This is a genomic window from Streptomyces sp. H27-C3, from assembly GCF_030063415.1.
In the GTDB taxonomy this organism is placed as follows: domain Bacteria; phylum Actinomycetota; class Actinomycetes; order Streptomycetales; family Streptomycetaceae; genus Streptomyces.
Genome location: NZ_JASITA010000033.1, coordinates 25,694 through 43,768 on the forward strand (window position 1 = coordinate 25,694; position 18,075 = coordinate 43,768).

Genomic DNA, 18,075 nt, shown 5'->3' on the forward strand with positions numbered 1-18,075 from the left:
ACGGGGAACGTTCCGGGTGTCAACGGGTATGGAAATACGTCGCGTTGTCGTCGGCAACGGCATCCCAGTCGGAACCGGCCCGGAAGCGCAGGACGTCCCAGCCGGCCTCCTCCAGGCGGTAGCCGGCCTCGGTGTCCCGGGTGGAGTCGGCGGCGTGGTCCGGGAGGTCGACGAACACGGCGAGATGGGCGCCTTCGAGGCGGAACACCAGATCCGGCTTTGCGGCGGCCTCCGGCACCAGGACATCGACCTCGTCCGGCAGCCGGTAGCCCTTGGCCTTCAGCCAGCCGAGGAGATCGCCCGAGGCGATCAGGGCCGCGAGGTCCGCCTCCAGCGGCGTGGAGACGGCCGGTGGCGTGGAGACGGCCGGGCCTTCGACTTCGGTCCGCACGGGCGTCGCCAGCCGGCGGAACTGCTCGCTCCGCGACTCGCCCCGGTCCTCCCGCTCGGTGTGCGAGCCCGCGAGCCGCAGCAGCAGCGGGCGTGCCGCGAACCGGCTCAACTGCCGGTGGTTCGTCTGGTTTCCGTACGTCAGGAGGCAGGCGTAGCAGCCTCGGGCGCATTCCTCGCCGCCCTGGGGACCGCCCAGGTCCTCACCGGTGTCCGGGTCGAAGTGGCAGATCTCCAGGGCGGCGCGGGCCGCCTTCGCCAGCGCCTTGCGTTCTTGGCGCAGCCGGCGCAGCACACCCGCGCCGCCCTCCGCGGCCTCGGTGAAGAGCAGCCTGCGGCGCGGCCCGTCGGGGGGCGGGAGCAGCTCGGCCGACAGCTCGGAGTCCTCCAGCTCGAAGGCCGCCTCGATGCCCCGCTCCAAGGCGTACAGGACGGAGAACGCGATCGGCTCGGGCAGCGGCTCGTCCAGTGTCGCCACCAGGATGTTCCGCCGGTCCTCCACGTATGGCAGGACCCGCTTCTTGCGGCGCTTCTCGTTGCCGTCCTCGTCGACCACCGGCATCCCGGTGCCCTCCACGGCGTCCGCGGCGGCCCGGTCGTTGAGCCAGCGGCCGTCGCCCAGGTCGAGCCAGTAGCCGTCCTGCACGTCCTCCTTGTCGCGGACTCGGCCCAGGTTGGTGATCCGGACCGTGGCCGAGTCGCCGTAGTCAAGACCGAGGACGGCCGCGCCCTCGCTGTCCGTCACGTGCGAGGTGAGACGGCCCTTGCGGACCCCGTGGTCCTGGAAGGCGTACGAGGTCTCCAGACGGAAACCGGCCCGGCGCCGCTCCTCCTCGTCGGAGGAGATCCGCTCGCGCGGCGTGGTGTACACGGTGTGCAGATGGATCAGGCCGGTTCGCTTGCCGGTCAGCTCCGTCTTGCACATGGCGCAGCGGTCGAGACCGGGGCGCGCCGGGTGGTGGTAGCCGCAGGCGTCGCAGCGGCGCGCCTCCGCCGTCGCCAGGTCACCTGAGGCGTCCGGCGGCAGCTGGATCCGGGTCACCTGGTAGCGGGCGCCCTCGTGGTAGATCAGCGCGCCAGGACCGAACTCGCGGATCGCCAGGAACCGCGGGCGCTGCAGATAGTCGCCGTCGGCGTTGCGCCTGTTGCCCGTACGCGGGATGTACGCGGCAAGCGGCAGGCGCGGGAAGCTGTAGCCGGGCAGGAAACCCTCGGAGGCCAGATAGCGGTAGGGGTTGAAGTCGCTCATCACCGACTTGTTGTCGGTGGAGCGGTTGAGCAGCAGATTGGTCTGTGTCTCGGCCTCCCGGCGGCGGGTGCGGGCACGGCCCTGCTCGCCCTGGCTGAGAGTGTGGTCCACCACCCGCTTGTTCTGCTCGTACTGGTCGAGGACGGCGGCCCGGAACAGGTCGCGCCAGCGGTCGAAGGAGGCGTCGAACTTGGCGGGGGCCCGCTCGATCCGGTCCTCGATCCAATCGTCGTACCACCAGGTGGTGTCCTGGAAGTCCGGGATCAGCGGCGCGAGCACGGCATGCGCGGCGGCGACCGCGCGGCGGCGGGCGTCCTCGTCGAGCGACTTGTCACGGAAGTGCGTGTGGAGCGGCAGCTCCATCCGTGGATCGGGCCGGTCCCCGCTCTCCGGGTCGTACGCCACATCGACGACGTCCGGGACGGCCGTACCGAGCTTCATCCTGGTCTCCGCCAGCCAGATGCCCTGGACGTGCGAGCGGACCAGGTCCTCGTTGGCGAGGTCGAGGCGGGGCGGCGAGACCTGGCCGGAGACCATCGCCTCAGAGCGGCGGAAGTAATACTGGTCGTGGCTGTTGCCCGTCGCGCAGTACGTGGTGACCAGAGCAGGCTGGCCGTGGCGGCCCGCCCGGCCGGAACGCTGCGCGTAGTTCGCCGGAGTCGGCGGCACATTGCGCATCATCACCGCGTTGAGCGAGGAGATGTCGACACCCAGCTCCATCGTCGGCGAGCAGTAGAGCAGCGGCAGTTCGGCCGTGCGGAACTCCTCCTCGCGCTGCAGCCGGTCCTCCGGCGGCACCTGCGCGGTGTGTTCGCGGGCGAAGAGACCGGCGAGTTCGGTCGCGGCGTCGCGGTACAGGTCGCGGAAGAAGGGATTGACGCGCGGTCCCTCACCGTGGTTGTAGGTGCGGGTCAGCGGATCGATCGCACCCGTCTCGCCGTTGCCGGCCCGCCACACCAATGCGGCGGCCGACACCCGGTACCCGGTACGCTTCTCCGTCGAACGCCGGCGGAACGCCGGACCGAATCCCTCCGGGGTGGCCTCCACCTCACGTACCAGATCGGCGTCGCGCAGCACGGTGAACAGGTCCTCGATCACGCCCTGCACGTCGTCCTGCGGGGCCTCGCGCAGCGCGGGCACGTTCCGCCGCAAGTACTTGCCGAATTTGCCGCGCGGGGAGAGGAACAGGGCGGTGCGCTCCATGCCGGGCTTGGACCCGTACGGGTAGGCCGTGCCGACATTCGGCTTGTCGCTGTCGCCGAGCACCCAAGGACCGGTCAGCCGTTCCTCGCTGGCACCCTTCAGAGTGTCGAAGTCGTCCCGGAAATGCTGCACATCGATGGCGAGACCCCGCCGCAGGTAGTCCAGGAGGGTGCGGGCGATCTCGGCACGCAGCTCCGCGTCGATCTCACGGAGCACCGGGTGCGCCTGCTCCCAGCGCTCGGCGCGGTCGGCCACCCAGTTCAGGTCCTCGTAGTCGATCCGGAGCAGACCCGTCTGCTCCAGGTTGGGCATGGTGATCCGCCAGCCGCGCTCCAGATCGCGGTAGAGGCGGTAGCCGACGACGTCCCGGAAGGTCTCCGTCGCCCGGCGCTCCATGGACGGCGGCTGGTCGGCGATGCCGGTGTACTCGCGCGGCGACAGACTCATCACCTCGGTCACAGCCTGCGTCAGGTCGTCATGCCGAAGTCCCTCCTCACCGGACCGCACCACCGCCGTGTACAGCGCCCCGCGCAACTGGGAGACCTGCGCGAAGTCATTGAAGTGGCCCGCCTGCAGCGACGCGTCCTGACGGTTGTCGACGAAGGTGAGGAGCTTACGGGCCTCCTTGCCCAGGCTCTTCTCGGGCACCGCGCGCAGCGACTTGAGGATGGAGGCGGAGATCAGGGACGTGGCCGATGAACGGCCCTCCTGGTCGAGCGTGGCCAGCTTGGCGAAGTCGCGGCCGCGGGTCTGCTCGTACGACACCTGGCAGTGCACACAGAACAGGAACGGCGCCGGGACGAACGCCGCCTCCAGACCCTCGCCGGTCTCCGCGCTCCCCGCGCTCTCCGCACCGAGCGGGTCCACGACGACCCGCTTGGGCACCCGCTCCCGGTACGACTTCTTCACCACCGTCAGACCGTTCGCGTCCGGCTCCAGCCAGGACTCCGGAAGGCGCCGGTCGTCCACCGCCTTCTGCGGGTCGGCCGGCCAGACGTAGTCCTCACCGGGCACCCCGACGTACAGATAGCCCTCGCCCTTACGGCCGCCGGAGGCCGAGGTGTCACGGCGCGGTTCGTAGCGGAAGACGCCGTCGCGGTCCTCGGTGCGCCACACGGTGAGGTACTCCTGGCCGCACTCCCGGCAGAACGCCAGCGGATACAGCGGCATGCCGCCGCTGCCCGGCCGCTCCAGCTGGAAGGTGCGGGTCAGCGGGCGGGTGAGCGGGTTCTCCAGGGTCGTGAACACGGTGTCGCCCTTGGAGAGGAACTGGTGCAGGCGGAAGGCGAACAGCGGACGCTCCGTCACCGGGTGCTTCGCCTGCGAACCGGCCTCCAGGGTCGCCCGGATCGCCTCCCGGACCTGATCGGCGGGAACCCCCGACTCCGCGGACAGCTCCTCGGCGGCCGACTCGATGGTCCGCGGCGCACAGCGGCGCAACCGCCCAGTACCCGGCTCCTCTTCGAGCCCGAACCGGGACTCCACCCAGCGGGCGAGGGGGTCCTGGGTGAGCGCCTCGTACGCGCGGGGCGCCGCGGGCATCCGCAGCCGCTGGGCGGGCACCGTCTCCTGGGCCTGGCCGGTGGCCCGCACCAGCGTCTCGCCGATCACCCGGGAGGGCAGGACCGTGGTGCCGAAGAGCCGGCCCGCGACCCGGGCGACCTCCCGCCGCTGGTCGTCCCAGGTGCCCTCGGTGGACATGGTCGCCGAGGTGCCCACGCACTGCAGTGTCCGCCCGGCCCGGCACGCCTCGCGGACCCGGCGGATCAGCAGCGCGACATCGGCGCCCTGCCGGCCCCGGTAGGTGTGCAGCTCGTCGAAGACGAGGAACTGCAGCCCCTCGGCGTTACGGATCAGACCGTCGCGGTCGTCCGGCCGGGTGAGCATCAGCTCCAGCATCACGTAGTTGGTGAGCAGGATGTCCGGCGGATTCCGGCGCAGCTCCTTGCGCCGCTCCTCGTTCTCCTGGCCCGTGTACCGGGCGAAGGTGACCGGCTCACGGCCCTCCCCGAAGCCGTGGCGCAGGAACTTCTCCAACTCCTTGAGCTGCGAGTTGGCCAGCGCGTTCATCGGGTAGACGACGATCGCCCGCACCCGGCGCGGGGCCCCAGGGCCTGACGCCTCCCGCTCCTTGAGTACCTGGTCGACGATCGGCACGATGTAGGCGAGCGATTTGCCGGAGCCCGTGCCGGTGGTGAGCACGTACGAATCGCCCGCCTGGGCGGCCTCGACCGCCTCGCGCTGGTGGCGGTGGAAGGTGAGGGGCCGGCCGTCCGGGCGGCGGGCGTCCTCCTTCTTGCCGGCTTGGAAGATCTCGGCGCAGCGGGGATGCAGCACCCCGTCCCTGACCAGGTCGGTGACCTGGCCGCCGTCGGCGAAGAACGGATTCAGCGAGAGCCAGGGGTCGGGCCACTGGGACTTCGAGGCCAGGTCGTCCTCGACGAAGTTCTCGATCCGGGCGTCCCGGATGACGGTGGCGCTCCGGGTGAAGCTCTCGTACTCACTGATCAGGTCGGCGTGGATACCGAAGACGTCCATCGCCTCGGGCAGCCGAGGTGCGCGGCGCGGCACAGGAACCGGCTTGACGGCGGCGGGCTGCGGCAACTCGGCGCGGAGCCGGGCCACCGGGTCCATGGCCGTCCACTCCGGGGCCAGCAGGTCGATCGTCCCGTCGGGGGCGAGAGCGTGCGGGATCAGTGCCTCGCGGACCAGTGTGGCGTTCTCCGGCCGGTTCTCCGCCTCCTTCTCCAGGAGCCGGGAGACCAGCCGGACCAGGGACTGCGGCAGATCGGGCCGGACGATGGTCAGCTGCGGCGGCGGGTCGTACTGATGCTGCACGGACAGCTCGAAGGCGGTCCGCGCGGAGAACGGGGGGCGGCCGATCAGCATTTCGTAAAGGACGCAGCCGAGCGCGTACAGATCGGCCGCGGCGGAAACCGGCTCGGCGCGGAACTGCTCGGGCGCCATGTACCGTGCCGTGCCGACGCTCACGCCGGTGCTGGTCAGCCGTGTCTGCTCGGGGTCGTCGACGATCGAGCCCATGCCGAAGTCGAGGATCTTCACGGTGCCGTCGTGGAGCAGCATCGCGTTGGCCGGCTTCAGATCGCGGTGGACGACGCCCGCCGTGTGCGCGGCGGCGAGGCCGGACGCGATCTGCGCGCCGATCGCGGCGACCCAGGAGACCGGGAGCTGCGGCTCTTCGTCCATCAGCAGGCCCAGGGTGTGGCCGTCGAGCAACTCCATTGCCAGATAGGGGAGACCACTGCCGCCCGGTGCGTCGTCGACGCCGCCTGCGATCAGATGGGTGAGGTTGGGGTGCCCCTGGGAGAGCATGCGCATGATCTTCACCTCGCGGTGGAAGCGCTGTGTCTCCTTTTTCCCCTCCGCAGCCTCGACCAGCAGGCCAGTGCGGTTGCGCAGCACCGTCTTCAGCGCCACCTCGTTCTGCGTCGAACCGGGTGTGGCTTCCAGGTCCACGGCCCGGTGCACCTCGCCCATGTTTCCGCGCCCCAGGTCGCCGATGATCCGGAAACGTCCACCGACCTGCTCCAGTGCCACTGCTGCTCCCCGTCACTCGCGTCGTGGTGGAAGGTGAGTATCTCGCGGGGAGTGTACACCAGGAGTGAGGTTATAGGTTCTCAAAGTGCTGTTGACGATGTAAACACGCCTCTCGAACGCTGGCTGCGGCAAGGTCTAAGAGGGGGTAGTGGTGGCGTTTCGGTCCATAGTGGGTCTGCCGGTACGGCAGGCGGTGGTGCATACCGAAGTCGACCCTCCGGTCGCGAAAAAGGTTGCACAGCCTCGTGAGGAGAATGTGCGCGACGGGGCCGCCCCGACCGCGTACCCGAAGCCGGACAGCACAGCCTGCTCGCCTCAGCCGCGCACGCCGCCGCCCCGCCAGTTCGCCCGTTGCCGCACGGCCGGACTTCGCTGTCCCCCCCGCTGGGCCGGGGCCGGAGGGTGCCCATGCGCCTGGCCCCATGGCGGACAGTGCTGGGGCTGCGGACATTACAGTTGCGGCGGCCGGTCATGAACGCCCGCCACGGGCCCCACCAGCCCACCCGTGCCCCCACCCCCACCCCGGGCGGGACGGACGCCGACGAGGGCAAGTTGCGCGGCGCGGCGCGGGCGTGGCGCACGTTCGCGGAGGCGGTAGAGAAGCTCACCGGTCTCTCCAGCAACGCGGCCCGCTCGGTGATCGAGCACAACAAGGTCCCACGCAGTGACGAGTCCTGGTGAGCCGGCTTCCTGACTCGGCGGCAACTCTCGATTGCGGGCGCCGCAGACGTGGTACATGGGGACCGCTTGGGGACCAGACGGCCTCCGCGCACTTGATCGGTATACGCGGCTCCGCACGTCGTGCACCCTGAATTTCGGTCGTATGTGCCGATAAAAGGGATGACCCGTACTCCTGGGGGTCAAGGGGTCGCAGGTTCAAATCCTGTCGTCCCGACCAGCGGTTTACGCAGGTCACAGGCCGCATCGGGATCATCCGATGCGGCCTTTCGACCGGCGTGCCGCAGGCTCCACCCTGCCGTTCCTCCTACTCACCGCGCTGGACGCGGTCGCCGACCGGGTGGCGGGCGACAAGCGAGGGCGAGCACCTCAGCCGAGCAGCCGCAGCGCGGTGGCGGACCTGCCGATGCGGATCGTCTGGCCCCAGGTCAGTTCCAGGGCGTCGGACTCCATGCCGTCGCCGAAGGCGATCAGTCGGTCGGACTCCACGGTGAGGCGAAGCCGCTGTTCGCCGGTGAGTGCCCCCGCCACCAGAGAGGTGCCGGTGGCGGGGGAGGGCCAGGCCTCCCGTACGAACCAGATCAGCCGGGGATCGGCCGGTCCGGGCAGCGGCACGGCGGCGCCGCGCTCCTGCCACAGGGAGCGCAGCCAGCCGGTGGCGCCGGTTCCGGTGCCGACCAGGACACCGGAGGAGGCCTGCGCCTCGGCGGGGGCCGCGTCGTCGTCGTGGCTCAGTTGGTAGCGGGCGGTCTGGTGGCCCGGCGGGCCGAAGTAGATCTCGTTGAGGGCGAGAAGACGCTGTGTGTCGTCGGCGACCGCCTCGACCATGGTGAGTTCGTCGACGCTGCCCGCGCCCGCCGCGGCGGCGCCGAGCAGCGCGGGCGCGTCGGCCGCGCGGTGGCGGACCAGGACGCCGGGGTTGCGGCCGGGGTCGGTGTTGATGCCCACCACCGGCTGGCCCGACAGGTACTTGGCGGCATTGGCGACCAGCCCGTCCTGGCCGACCACGACCACCACGTCCTCGGGCGCGAAGAGGAACCGGTCGAGGTCGGCCCGCTCCACCCGGGTCTGCCGCCACTGGAGCGGCACGGCCGCCGCCACCTCGACGAGCGCCTGCCGCGTACGGCGGTGCCGCTCGCGCACCTCCTCGACGCCCCGGCCGCGCGAGGACAGGAAGAACGCGGCCTGGCCATGGGTGCTGTGCCGGGCGAGCAAAGCCTCGTACTCGGTGGTGCGATGCACCAGCACCGCGCGCGGCGCGAGGCTCACGCCCCCTCCCCGTCGGCCCGGCCGAGCCTGGCGAGCAGCCCCGTGAGCACGTCGGGGGAGAGCGTGACGCTGTCGATGCGGGGCAGGTTCTCGGCGAGCCGGGTGACGGCCAGGGCGTGCAGTGTCGCGGCGTCCACCTCGGCGTGCACCCGCAGCCAGGCTGCCTGGGACTCCGCTCTGGCGGCACCGACCGCCCGCGCCGCCTCGGCCTCCGCCCGCGCCAGTCGCACCGCGCGCGCCGCCTCGGCCTCGGCCCGCACGCCGTCCGCAGCCGCGTTCTCCTCGGCCTCGCGGCGGGCGTTGGTGCCGCGCTGCTCGACCAGCTGTTCCTCCTGACGGGCCAGTTCGATCTTGCTGCCGAGTTCGTTCTCGGCGATGGCACGTTCGCGCTGCACGGCCACGGCCCGCCGCTCGTACGTCGCGCGGTCGGCCTCCTGCTGGATCAGTTCCCGCGCGGGCGTGCGCAGGGCCCGTTCGACGTCCGGCTCGGGGCGGACGGCGACCACGCGCGCGGTCACCACTTCGATGCCGGTGGCGGGCAGCCGCGGCTCGCCGGCCAGACCGTCTGAGATCCGCTCTCGTACGGACGCGACACCGTCGACCAGGGTCGCCGCCAGCGGGGTTCGGGCCAGGACATCGAGGGCGTGCTGCTGGGCGGTCTCGGTGAGCAGGGTGGAGATCTGCTCCAGCGGTGCCCCGCGCCAGGCGCCGGTGTCCGGGTCGACGGAGAAGTCCAGACGGGCGGCCGCGATGGCCGGGTCGCTGATCCGGTACGTCACCGTGGCCTGCACGCTCACGTCCTGGAAGTCGGACGTACGGGCATGGAAGGTCATGGCCAGTTCCCGGTCGTCGACCGGCACTTCGGAGAGAGCGGCCGTCAACAACCGGAACCAGAAGCTCAGTCCCGGGCCGTCGTGGACCAGTCGGCCGCGCCTGTGGTGGCGGACGTGGGCGGTGGGCGCGGAACGCAGATGGCGCCAACCGAGGCGCCTGGTGATGTCGGCCATGGTGCGACCCCCTCTTTCTCGTCAGTCAGACGATATGGCGTCGATTCGTTATCGTCAAGGTGACCTGAAGGGGGCGTGGCATAGCATCGGTCCCCGATATGGACTCCGTGACCTTGTGGGAACTCGCCGTGCTCGCAGCGGCATCGGCGCTGGTCGGCTTCTCGAAGACCGCGGTGAGCGGTGCCAACACGATCAGCCTCGCGGTCTTCGCGGCCGTGCTCCCGGCCCGCGAATCGACCGGTGTGCTGCTGCCGATCCTGATCGCGGGAGACCTTCTCGCCGTGTTCGTCTACCGGCGGCACGCCCACTGGCCGACCCTGCTGCGGCTGTTCCCCGCGGTGGCCGTGGGGGTGGTGCTGGGCGCGGTGTTCATGCTGTGGGCCGACGACGACGCCGTACGCACCTCGATCGGCGCGATCCTGCTGCTGATGGTGGGCGTCACGCTGTGGCGCCGAAGGGCGCAGGCCGACAGCGGTGGCGGCAGCGGCGGCGGCAGCGGCGGCGGCGGTGACAGCGGCGGTGACAGCGGCGCGGGCGGGGAGCAGGGCACGGAGGTGGTGCGCGGCGGTCGGGCCAAGGCGCGTTCGTACGGTGTGCTCGGCGGATTCACCACGATGGTCGCCAACGCGGGCGGCCCCGTCATGTCGCTCTATCTGATCTCCGCGGGCTTCCAGAAGCTCGGCTTCCTGGGGACCTCCGCGTGGTTCTTCCTGATCGTCAACACCTCGAAGGCGCCCTTCAGCGTGGGGCTCGGTCTCATCGACCGGCAGTCCCTGCTGCTCGACGCCGCGTTGCTTGTCTTCGTCGTCCCGGGCGCGTACCTGGGCCGCAAGTGCGTGGGCCGGATCAACCAGCTGGTCTTCGAGCGGCTGGTGATCGGGGCGACCGTACTGGGCGGCCTTCAGCTGCTGTTGCGCTGAGCCGCGCCGGGCCCCGGGGACCGGCTGGAGCGTGTGCGCGCGCTCCAGCCGGCCGGCATCCGGGGTCGGGGTCGGGGTCGGGGTCGGGGTCGGTCAGACGATGCCCTCGGCGATCTCCGCCTCCTCGCGGGCGGTTCCGTACGACGACGGGGTGCTGTAGGTCCGGCGCGCGACGAACCACCACACGGTGGCCAGGGTCAGCACCGCGATCAGCGCGATCGAGGCGTAGTTCATCGACGAGACGGTGACCGGGTACGACTGCGGCAACAGGAAGACCACAGTGATGACGGCCACCCAGGTGACAGCGGTCCAGCCGATCGCCTTGCTCCAGCGGCCCAGGTTCCAGGGGCCGGGCTCGAAGCTGTCGCCCGCCCGCAGGCGCAGGTAGATGGGGATCGCGTACGCGGGGGTGATGCCGATGACGTTGATGGCCGTCACCGCGCCGTACGCCGTCGCGGAGTACAGCGAGGGCAGGGCGAGCAGGGCCGCGACGCCGACCGACAGCCACACCGCCGGGACCGGAGTCTGCGTGCGGCGGCTGACCCGGCGCCAGATCTTGGAGCCCGGCAGGGCGCCGTCGCGGCTGAAGGCGAACACCATGCGGCTGGCCGCGGCCACCTCCGCGTTGCCGCAGAACAGCTGCGCGGTGATCACGACGAGCAGCAGGGCGGTCGCGCCGCCGGTGCCCAGCGCGTCCAGCAGAATCTGGGCCGGCGGTACACCCGTCGCGCTGTCCTGCGTCCCCGCGTAGTCCTGGATGGCGAAGGTCAGGCCGGCCAGCAGGGCGAAGCCGGCGATCCAGGAGACCCAGATGGCGCGCACGATGCCGCGGGCGGCCGAGACCGACGCGTTGGACGTCTCCTCGGAGAGGTGGGCGGAGGCGTCGTAACCGGAGAACGTGTACTGCGCGAGGAGCAGACCGATCGCGGCCACGTAGATCGGGTTCGACCAGCCGGTGTCATTGACGAACTCGGTGAAGACGAACGACGGCGACTGGTGGTTGGAGGGCACGATCGCCAGCGCGCCGACGATCAGGGCGACACCGCCGAGGTGCCACCACACGCTGATCGAGTTGAGCACACTGACCAGGCGTACGCCGAAGAGGTTCAGCACGGCGTGCAGCAGAAGAATGCACAGGAAAATGACCATGGTCGAGCCGGGGGTGGCGCTGAAACCCCACTGCAGATTCATAAAGGCGCCGGTGAACAGGGCCGCGCCGTAGTCGATTCCGGCGATGGCGCCCAGCAGACCGAGCAGGTTCAGCCAGCCGGTGTACCAGCCCCATTTGCGGCCGCCGAGCCGGTCGGCCATGTAGTAGAGGGCCCCGGAGGTGGGGTACGCGCTGGTGACCTCGGCCAGTGCCATGCCGACGCACAGGACGAACAGGCCGACGCCCAGCCAGCCCCACATCATCACGGCGGGGCCGCCGGTGCCCAGGCCGAACCCGTACAGGGTCATGCAGCCGGAGAGCACCGAGATGACGGAGAAGCTGATGGCGAAGTTGCCGAAGCCGCCCATCCGGCGGGCCAGCACCGGCTGGTAGCCGAGTTCCCGCAGTCGCTCCTCCTCGTCCTTCTGTGGGACGGGGTCCGAACTCGACCATCTGGGTGGGGATATAGCCATGGGGATGCCTCCGGGGGAGAAGGGACGTGTGGAGCGGGCGGGGTGGAGTGAGCGGTCTGGAGGGGACGGAGTGAAGCGGACAGAGTGAAGCGGACATGGGAACGCGCGGGACATTCAAAGAGCGGGGGGTTACGGGGGAGAGGACGAGGTGAGGCATCGGCCCCGGGCCCGGAGGAACACCTCTTCGGCCAGCGAAGCGTCACCAAGGCCGCGAGCGCGGTAGGCCCACGGCAAGGTGGTGTAGAGCGGCCCCAGCGCCTCGAACACCCTGGACGCGTCGTCGAACTGCTGGGCGCCCCACAGGGCGTGCGCCAGATAGTTCAGGTCCAGCAGGGACCGGTCGGCCGGCGCGGAGTGGTCGAACCAGATGTGCAGGGCCCGCCGGGCGTCCCGGGTGGCGTCCTCCGTCACCCAGTGCAGGTCCAACGCCTTTTCGTGGCCGCGCTCGCGGCGGTAGCGCTCCACGCGGACGTACAGCGGAAGCGCCTGGAGCGCCGACCCCTCGGGCGCGGCGGAAGCGGCCCACTGGACGAAGTTGACGCCCTCGGACAGCGGCCCCTCGGGCTGGCGCGCGTAGATGAACTGGAGCATCCGGTGGTACGCCTCGCGGTTGCACGGGTCCCGCTTGTCGGCCTCGGCCAGCAGACCCCACGGCCCGGGGGAGAGCATCGGGCCCGGCGGGGGCATTTGGTGGTCGTCCCACCGCTGCCGCTCGTCGAGCTGGGCCAGCGCCAGCAGACACACCCAGGGCACCGGGTCCGCGGGGGACGCGCTGGAGGCCATCTGGCATGCCTCCCAGGCGGCCCGCCACAGTTCCTGCGTACGCCGGTGTCCCTCGCGGTGGGCCCGCACGGCGCGCTCCACCACTACACGGGTGTGCATCACCGTCGCTGCGACGCTGTGCGGCTCCTCGTTGCGCCAGGCCTGTACGGCGTCGGACCCTGCGGCCACCGCCGCCAGTACCTGGGTGCGCTGGGTCCACAGGCCCCAGTCGGGGGTCGCTGCCAGCAGGTCGCGCATGGACACCCAGCGGCCGGTACGCAGCTCCTGGACGGCGACGCGCAGGGCGCTGTCGTGGCCCGCCGGGTGGTAGACGGGGCGGAACTCATCGTGGGACATGGGTCATTCCCGCCGCCGCGCGGCCGGACGCGGCGATTGCTGTGGTCGTCATGGGTCCTCTGGGACCGTGGGGGCGGGGCGGGCATGCCCTGGTCAGTGGCATCCCGAACTATTCGTTGGCGTACCGCTGTTACTCGGCGGACAGTGTAGATCGAACAGCAGGTCCCCGTTCCACTTCCCTCGATCTTTCTCAAACCTTGATAACAACAGCGTGTTTGACCTCAATTCAATTCGACCGGCGCGAAAGGGACGGCCCTTGACGCCGGACCGGGCCTGCCCCACGCTTTCGATCAAAGATCCGGGCGCCGAACGAAGAACGGGGTGGGCGATGACAGGCCCAGTGCTTGCCGTCGACCAGGGCACATCGGGCACAAAGGCCCTGGTCATCTGCCCGGACCGGGGAGTGATCGGATCCGGCTCCGCACCGGTGCGCCCCCGCTACACCGCAGGCGGCAGGGTAGAGGTCGACCCGGCCGCACTGCTCTCCTCGGTGGTCGACGCCGGACGCCTGGCGATCCGGGAGGCCGGGGAACCGGTGGCTGCCCTCGGTCTCGCCAACCAGGGCGAGACGGTGCTCGCTTGGGACCCCGCCACCGGCGCACCGCTGACCGACGCCATCGTGTGGCAGGACCGGCGCGCCGAAGGGCTCTGCGCGGAACTCGCGGCCCACGACGAGCAGCTGCGGGAATTGACCGGGCTGCCCATCGACCCGTATTTCGCCGCGCCCAAGATGGCCTGGATACGCCGCCACCTGACCCGCGAGGGCGTCGTCACCACCACCGACGCATGGCTGGTCCACCAGCTGACCGGCGAATTCGTCACGGACGCGGCGACGGCGGGACGTACCCAGCTCCTGGACCTCGACCGCGTCGACTGGTCACCGCGTGCCCTGGACATCTTCGGCCTCGGCGACGAGCGCCTGCCGCGCATCGTCGATGCCGCAGGGCCGGTGGGCAGCACGGACGCGTTCGGCCCCCGGATACCGCTGACCGGCCTGCTCGTCGACCAGCAGGCCGCCCTGCTCGCCCAGGGCGCCACCGAACCCGGCGCCGCCAAATGCACCTACGGCACCGGCGCCTTCCTCCTCGCCCAGACGGGCACCAGCCCCCGGCGCACCACCACCGGCCTCGTCAGCTGCGTCGCCTGGCGGATCGCCGGACGCACCGACTACTGCCTCGACGGGCAGGTCTACACCGCCGCGTCCGCCGTCCGCTGGCTCACCGAACTCGGGGTGATCGGCGGCGCCGAGGACCTCGACCCGGTCGGCTCCGCGGTGCCCGACTCCGGGGGAGTGACCTTCGTACCGGCGCTCGCCGGACTCGCCGCGCCCTGGTGGCGCAGCGACCTGCGCGGCTCGGTGACCGGGCTCGGCCTGGACACCACCGCGGGGCATCTGGTGCGCGCGCTGTGCGAGGGCATCGCCGCCCAGGTCGTTGAGCTCGCAGACGCGGTCGCCGCCGACTTCGGCGCGCCCCTCACCGTCCTGCGGGTGGACGGCGGCCTGACCCGCTCGGCCCTGCTCATGCAGACCCAGGCCGACCTGCTGCAACTGCCCGTCGAGGTGTCCGCCCTGCCCGACGTCACCGCGCTGGGAGTGGGCGCCGTCGCCCGTCTCGGCCTCGACCCCGGCCTCACCCTGAGCGGCGCGATACCCGTCTGGAAGCCGGCCGCGGTCTACGAGCCGCGCATCTCGGCGGCGCAGGCCGCCGACCAGCTCGGCCGCTTCCGCACGGCGGTGGCCGGGCTGCTGGCAGCGGCATGAGCGTCACCACCTGCGGCAGCATGCCGCCCGATGTGTACGACGTGACGGTCGTCGGAGCCGGAGTGGTCGGCGCCGCCATCGCCCGTGAGCTGGCCCGTCACCGGCTGCGTATCGCCCTCGTGGATGCCTCCGACGACGTGGGCAACGGCACGTCGAAGGCCAACACCGCGATCCTGCACACCGGTTTCGACGCCGTGCCCGGCTCCCTGGAGTCCCGGCTGGTACGCGAAGGCAGCGGACGGCTCGCCGCGTACGCCGCCGACGTCGGCATCCCGGTGGAGCGGATCGGCGCGCTGCTCGTCGCCTGGGACGAGGAACAGCTCGCCGCCCTGCCCCGGCTGGTCGAGAAGGCCGAACGCAACGGCTGCCACGACACCCGGATCATCGGCCTCGACGAGCTGCGCACCCGCGAACCGCACCTGGGACCCGGCGCGCTCGGCGCACTCGAAGTGCCCGGCGAGAGCATCATCTGCCCCTGGACGACCACACTCGCGTACGCCACCCAGGCCGTCCGCGCCGGAGTGGACCTGCACCTGAACTGCCGGGTGGAGGCCGTCGACTGCCTGGTGCGTGACGCAGCCGACGGAGTCACGCACGCGCTCACCACGGGCCGCGGCCCGCTGCGCACCCGCCACCTGGTCAACGCGGCGGGCCTGTACGCCGACGAGATCGACCGGATGCTCGGCCACCGCGACTTCACGGTGACACCACGCCGCGGCCAGCTCATGGTCTTCGACAAGCTCGCCCGCGACCTGGTCCGGCACATCCTGCTGCCGGTGCCCACCGCACTCGGCAAGGGCGTGCTGGTGACACCGACCGTGTACGGCAATGTGCTGCTCGGCCCCACCGCCGAGGAACTGGACGACAAGTCGGCCACCCGGTCGACGGCCGAAGGACTGGCCCTCCTGCGGGACAAGGGCCGCCGGATCCTGCCCGCCCTCCTCGACGAGGAGGTCACCGCGGTGTACGCCGGACTGCGCGCCGCGACCGAGCACGAGGACTACCGGATCCACGCCCACCCCCAGCAGAGGTACATCACCGTGGGCGGCATCCGCTCCACCGGCCTGACCGCCTCGATGGCCATCGCCGGGTACGTCACGGAGCTGCTCGAAGCCGCCGGTCTGGACCTCGGCGCCGCGCACGAGCCCGAGCCCGTACGCATGCCCAATCTCGGTGAGGCCTTCCCCCGCCCCTACGAGCGCGGTGACCTCATCGCCGCCGACCCCGAGTACGGCACCCTCGTCTGCCACTGCGAGCGGGTCTCCCGGGGCGAGATACGCGACGCCCTCACCAGTACCGTCCCGGCCGGCTCGCTCGACGGTCTGCGCCGCCGCACGCGCGCCCGGGGCGGCCGGTGCCAGGGTTTCTACTGCGGTGCGACGGTGCGGGCACTCCTCGAGGCCGGACAGTGAGCCGCTTGCCGCGTACGGTCGACGTCCTCGTCGTCGGTGCGGGACCCGCCGGTCTCGCCGCGGGCGCCCGCCTGGCGGCCACGGGCGCGGGCACGGTCGAGATCATCGAACGCGAACAGCGGGCCGGCGGCATCCCCCGGCACTGCCACCACAACGGCTTCCCGATGAGCGGCCCCGAGTTCGCGCGCCGCGCCGTCAACGCGGCACGCCACGCCGGGGCTTCGGTGCGGGTGGGCGTCACCGTCACCGGCTGGGCGGGACCACTCACCGTGGACATCACCGGCCCCGCCGGTCTGGAACGTGTCACCGCCCGCGTCGTCGTCCTCGCCACCGGCGCCCGCGAACGCCCGCGCAGCGCCCGCCTGGTGCCGGGCACCCGGCCCGCGGGCGTCCTCACCACCGGAGAGCTTCAGCAGGCCGTCCACCTCCACCATCAGCGGGTCGGCACGCGAGCCGTCGTCGTCGGCGCACGGTCCATGGGCCTGGAGGCGGTACGCACCCTGCGCCGCGCTCAGGTCGCCATTGCCGCGCTGATCGGCGACGCGCCCGACGAGCCGCCGGGCGGCCGGCAGCACCGGGCCCGTGGCCTCGGCGTGCCGGTGCTCACCGGCGTCACCGTGACCGAGCTGTTCGGCCGGGGCCGGCTGACCGAGGTGGGGCTGCGCCGCGGCGACGGCAGCACCTTCACCGTCGGCTGCGACACCGTCGTCTTCACCGGCGACCGGATCCCCGACCACGAACTGGCCAGGCGCGGCGGCATCACCCTCGACCCCGCCACCGGGGGACCCGCGGTCGACGCGGAGTTCCGCACCGGCCACCCGGGGGTGTTCGCCGTCGGCAGCCTGCTGCACGGCGTCGAAGCGGCCACCACCGCGGCCAGGCAGGGCCGGTTGGCCGCCGCACCGGTGCTGCGCCACCTGGCCGGCCGGCAATGGTCTACCTGACGCGACGGCGAGCGCCGCGGCTCCGGCGGCCGGGCTCCAGCATCGCGCGCATGCTCACGCTGCTGCACACCTCACCGGTCCACGGCCCGGTCTTCGACGCACTCAGGGACCGGCATCACCCCGGCCTCGGACTGCGCCATCTGGTGTACGAGGACCTGCTGGCCGCGGCCCGCTCCGAAGGCCCCGGGGCCATCGACTCCGCGCTCGCCGCGGTGCTCACCGAGGCGGTCACCGACGGTGCCACGGCCGTGCTGTGCACCTGCTCCACCATCGGTGGCGCGGCCCAGGCGCACACGGCGCGGCTCGGTGTGCCCGTCCTGCGCGTCGACCGCCCGATGGCCGCCGCGGCCGTCGCGGCGGCGCCGGAGCGCGGCACGGTCCGGATCGCGGTGGTAGCGGCGCTGCGCAGCACCCTGGCGCCGACCACCGACCTGATCAGGGAGGAAGCGGCAGCGGCCGGGCGGCGGGTGGACATCCGTGCCGTGTCCGCCGGGGGCGCGTGGGAGCGCTTCGAGAGCGGCGACCGGGACGGCTATCTGGACAGCGTGGCCCGGAGCGTCGACGGGATCACCGGGGCCGATGTGGTGGTGCTGGCCCAGGCCTCGATGGCGGACGCGGCCGACCGTACGGGCACGGCCCTGCCCGTGCTCTCCAGCCCCGCCCCGGGTCTGCGCGCCGCGGTGGCTGCCGCCGGGGATGCCGAAAGATCTGCTCAGGACGTGTGACCCCGCCGGGCGGGGAAAGGCGGACGGGGAGAAAGTGGGTCTTGACCCGTACCACGATCGTCAGGAGGTCAGCTGTGACCCAGCCTTACCCCGACCCCGTGCCGCCGTCCCCGACCCCGACACCGGGCCCGCTGGGACCTGAGCCGGGCCCCACGCCAGGACCGCTCCCCGGCCCGCCGTCGCCCGTCCCGCCGGGACCGGCCCCCGACCCGATCC

General features: G+C 71.7%; 10 protein-coding genes and 1 pseudogene. 6 read left to right on the forward strand and 5 right to left on the reverse strand.

Features of this window, described 5'->3' with window-relative positions; translation table 11 throughout:
- Positions 1-19: 19 nt before the first annotated feature.
- A complete protein-coding gene (locus QMK30_RS27910; protein WP_283521101.1) occupies positions 20-6,400 on the reverse strand; it encodes a protein kinase domain-containing protein in 6,381 nt (2,126 codons plus the stop codon).
- Positions 6,401-6,871: 471 nt separating this feature from the next.
- On the opposite strand from QMK30_RS27910, the gene QMK30_RS27915 reads away from it, so the two are divergent.
- A complete protein-coding gene (locus QMK30_RS27915; RefSeq protein ID WP_283521102.1) occupies positions 6,872-7,081 on the forward strand; it encodes a hypothetical protein in 210 nt (69 codons plus the stop codon).
- A gap of 366 nt (positions 7,082-7,447) precedes the next feature.
- Here QMK30_RS27915 and QMK30_RS27920 read toward each other — a convergent pair whose 3' ends face one another.
- Positions 7,448-8,347, reverse strand: coding sequence for a hypothetical protein (locus tag QMK30_RS27920; protein WP_283521103.1), 900 nt, complete (start codon positions 8,345-8,347; stop codon positions 7,448-7,450).
- Positions 8,344-9,354 (reverse strand): SPFH domain-containing protein, encoded by a 1,011-nt coding sequence (locus QMK30_RS27925; RefSeq protein ID WP_283521104.1) that lies wholly within the window; start codon positions 9,352-9,354, stop codon positions 8,344-8,346. Before QMK30_RS27925 ends, QMK30_RS27920 begins: the two co-directional genes overlap by 4 nt.
- 98 nt (positions 9,355-9,452) lie before the next feature.
- Between QMK30_RS27925 and QMK30_RS27930 the strand changes: the two genes are divergently transcribed.
- Positions 9,453-10,274, forward strand: a complete 822-nt coding sequence (locus tag QMK30_RS27930; protein ID WP_283521105.1) for a sulfite exporter TauE/SafE family protein — start codon at positions 9,453-9,455, stop codon at positions 10,272-10,274.
- Between the two features lie 93 nt (positions 10,275-10,367).
- Here the strand turns inward: QMK30_RS27930 and QMK30_RS27935 are convergent, their stop codons facing one another.
- Positions 10,368-11,897 carry an amino acid permease gene (locus tag QMK30_RS27935; protein ID WP_283521106.1) on the reverse strand — a complete coding sequence of 510 codons (1,530 nt, stop codon included), beginning with the start codon at positions 11,895-11,897 and terminating at the stop codon, positions 10,368-10,370.
- Positions 11,898-12,026: 129 nt separating this feature from the next.
- Positions 12,027-13,016, reverse strand: coding sequence for a hypothetical protein (locus QMK30_RS27940; protein WP_283521107.1), 990 nt, complete (start codon positions 13,014-13,016; stop codon positions 12,027-12,029).
- Between the two features lie 328 nt (positions 13,017-13,344).
- Here QMK30_RS27940 and QMK30_RS27945 point away from each other — a divergent pair, with 328 nt between their 5' ends.
- The 4 genes and pseudogenes from QMK30_RS27945 to QMK30_RS27960 all read left to right on the forward strand — a co-directional run bounded on the left by QMK30_RS27945 (position 13,345) and on the right by QMK30_RS27960 (position 17,859).
- A complete protein-coding gene (locus tag QMK30_RS27945; protein ID WP_283521108.1) occupies positions 13,345-14,778 on the forward strand; it encodes an FGGY family carbohydrate kinase in 1,434 nt (477 codons plus the stop codon).
- Positions 14,775-16,190, forward strand: coding sequence for an FAD-dependent oxidoreductase (locus QMK30_RS27950; RefSeq protein WP_283521109.1), 1,416 nt, complete (start codon positions 14,775-14,777; stop codon positions 16,188-16,190). The genes QMK30_RS27945 and QMK30_RS27950 overlap by 4 nt, the downstream gene beginning before the upstream one ends.
- Positions 16,187-17,125: pseudogene (locus tag QMK30_RS27955) on the forward strand (NAD(P)/FAD-dependent oxidoreductase); the annotation flags it as partial. The gene QMK30_RS27950 and the pseudogene QMK30_RS27955, both read left to right, overlap by 4 nt.
- Before the next feature lie 59 nt (positions 17,126-17,184).
- The gene (locus QMK30_RS27960; protein WP_283521110.1) at positions 17,185-17,859 is read left to right on the forward strand and encodes an aspartate/glutamate racemase family protein; all 675 of its coding nucleotides are present in this window, start codon (positions 17,185-17,187) and stop codon (positions 17,857-17,859) included.
- Positions 17,860-18,075: the final 216 nt, after the last annotated feature.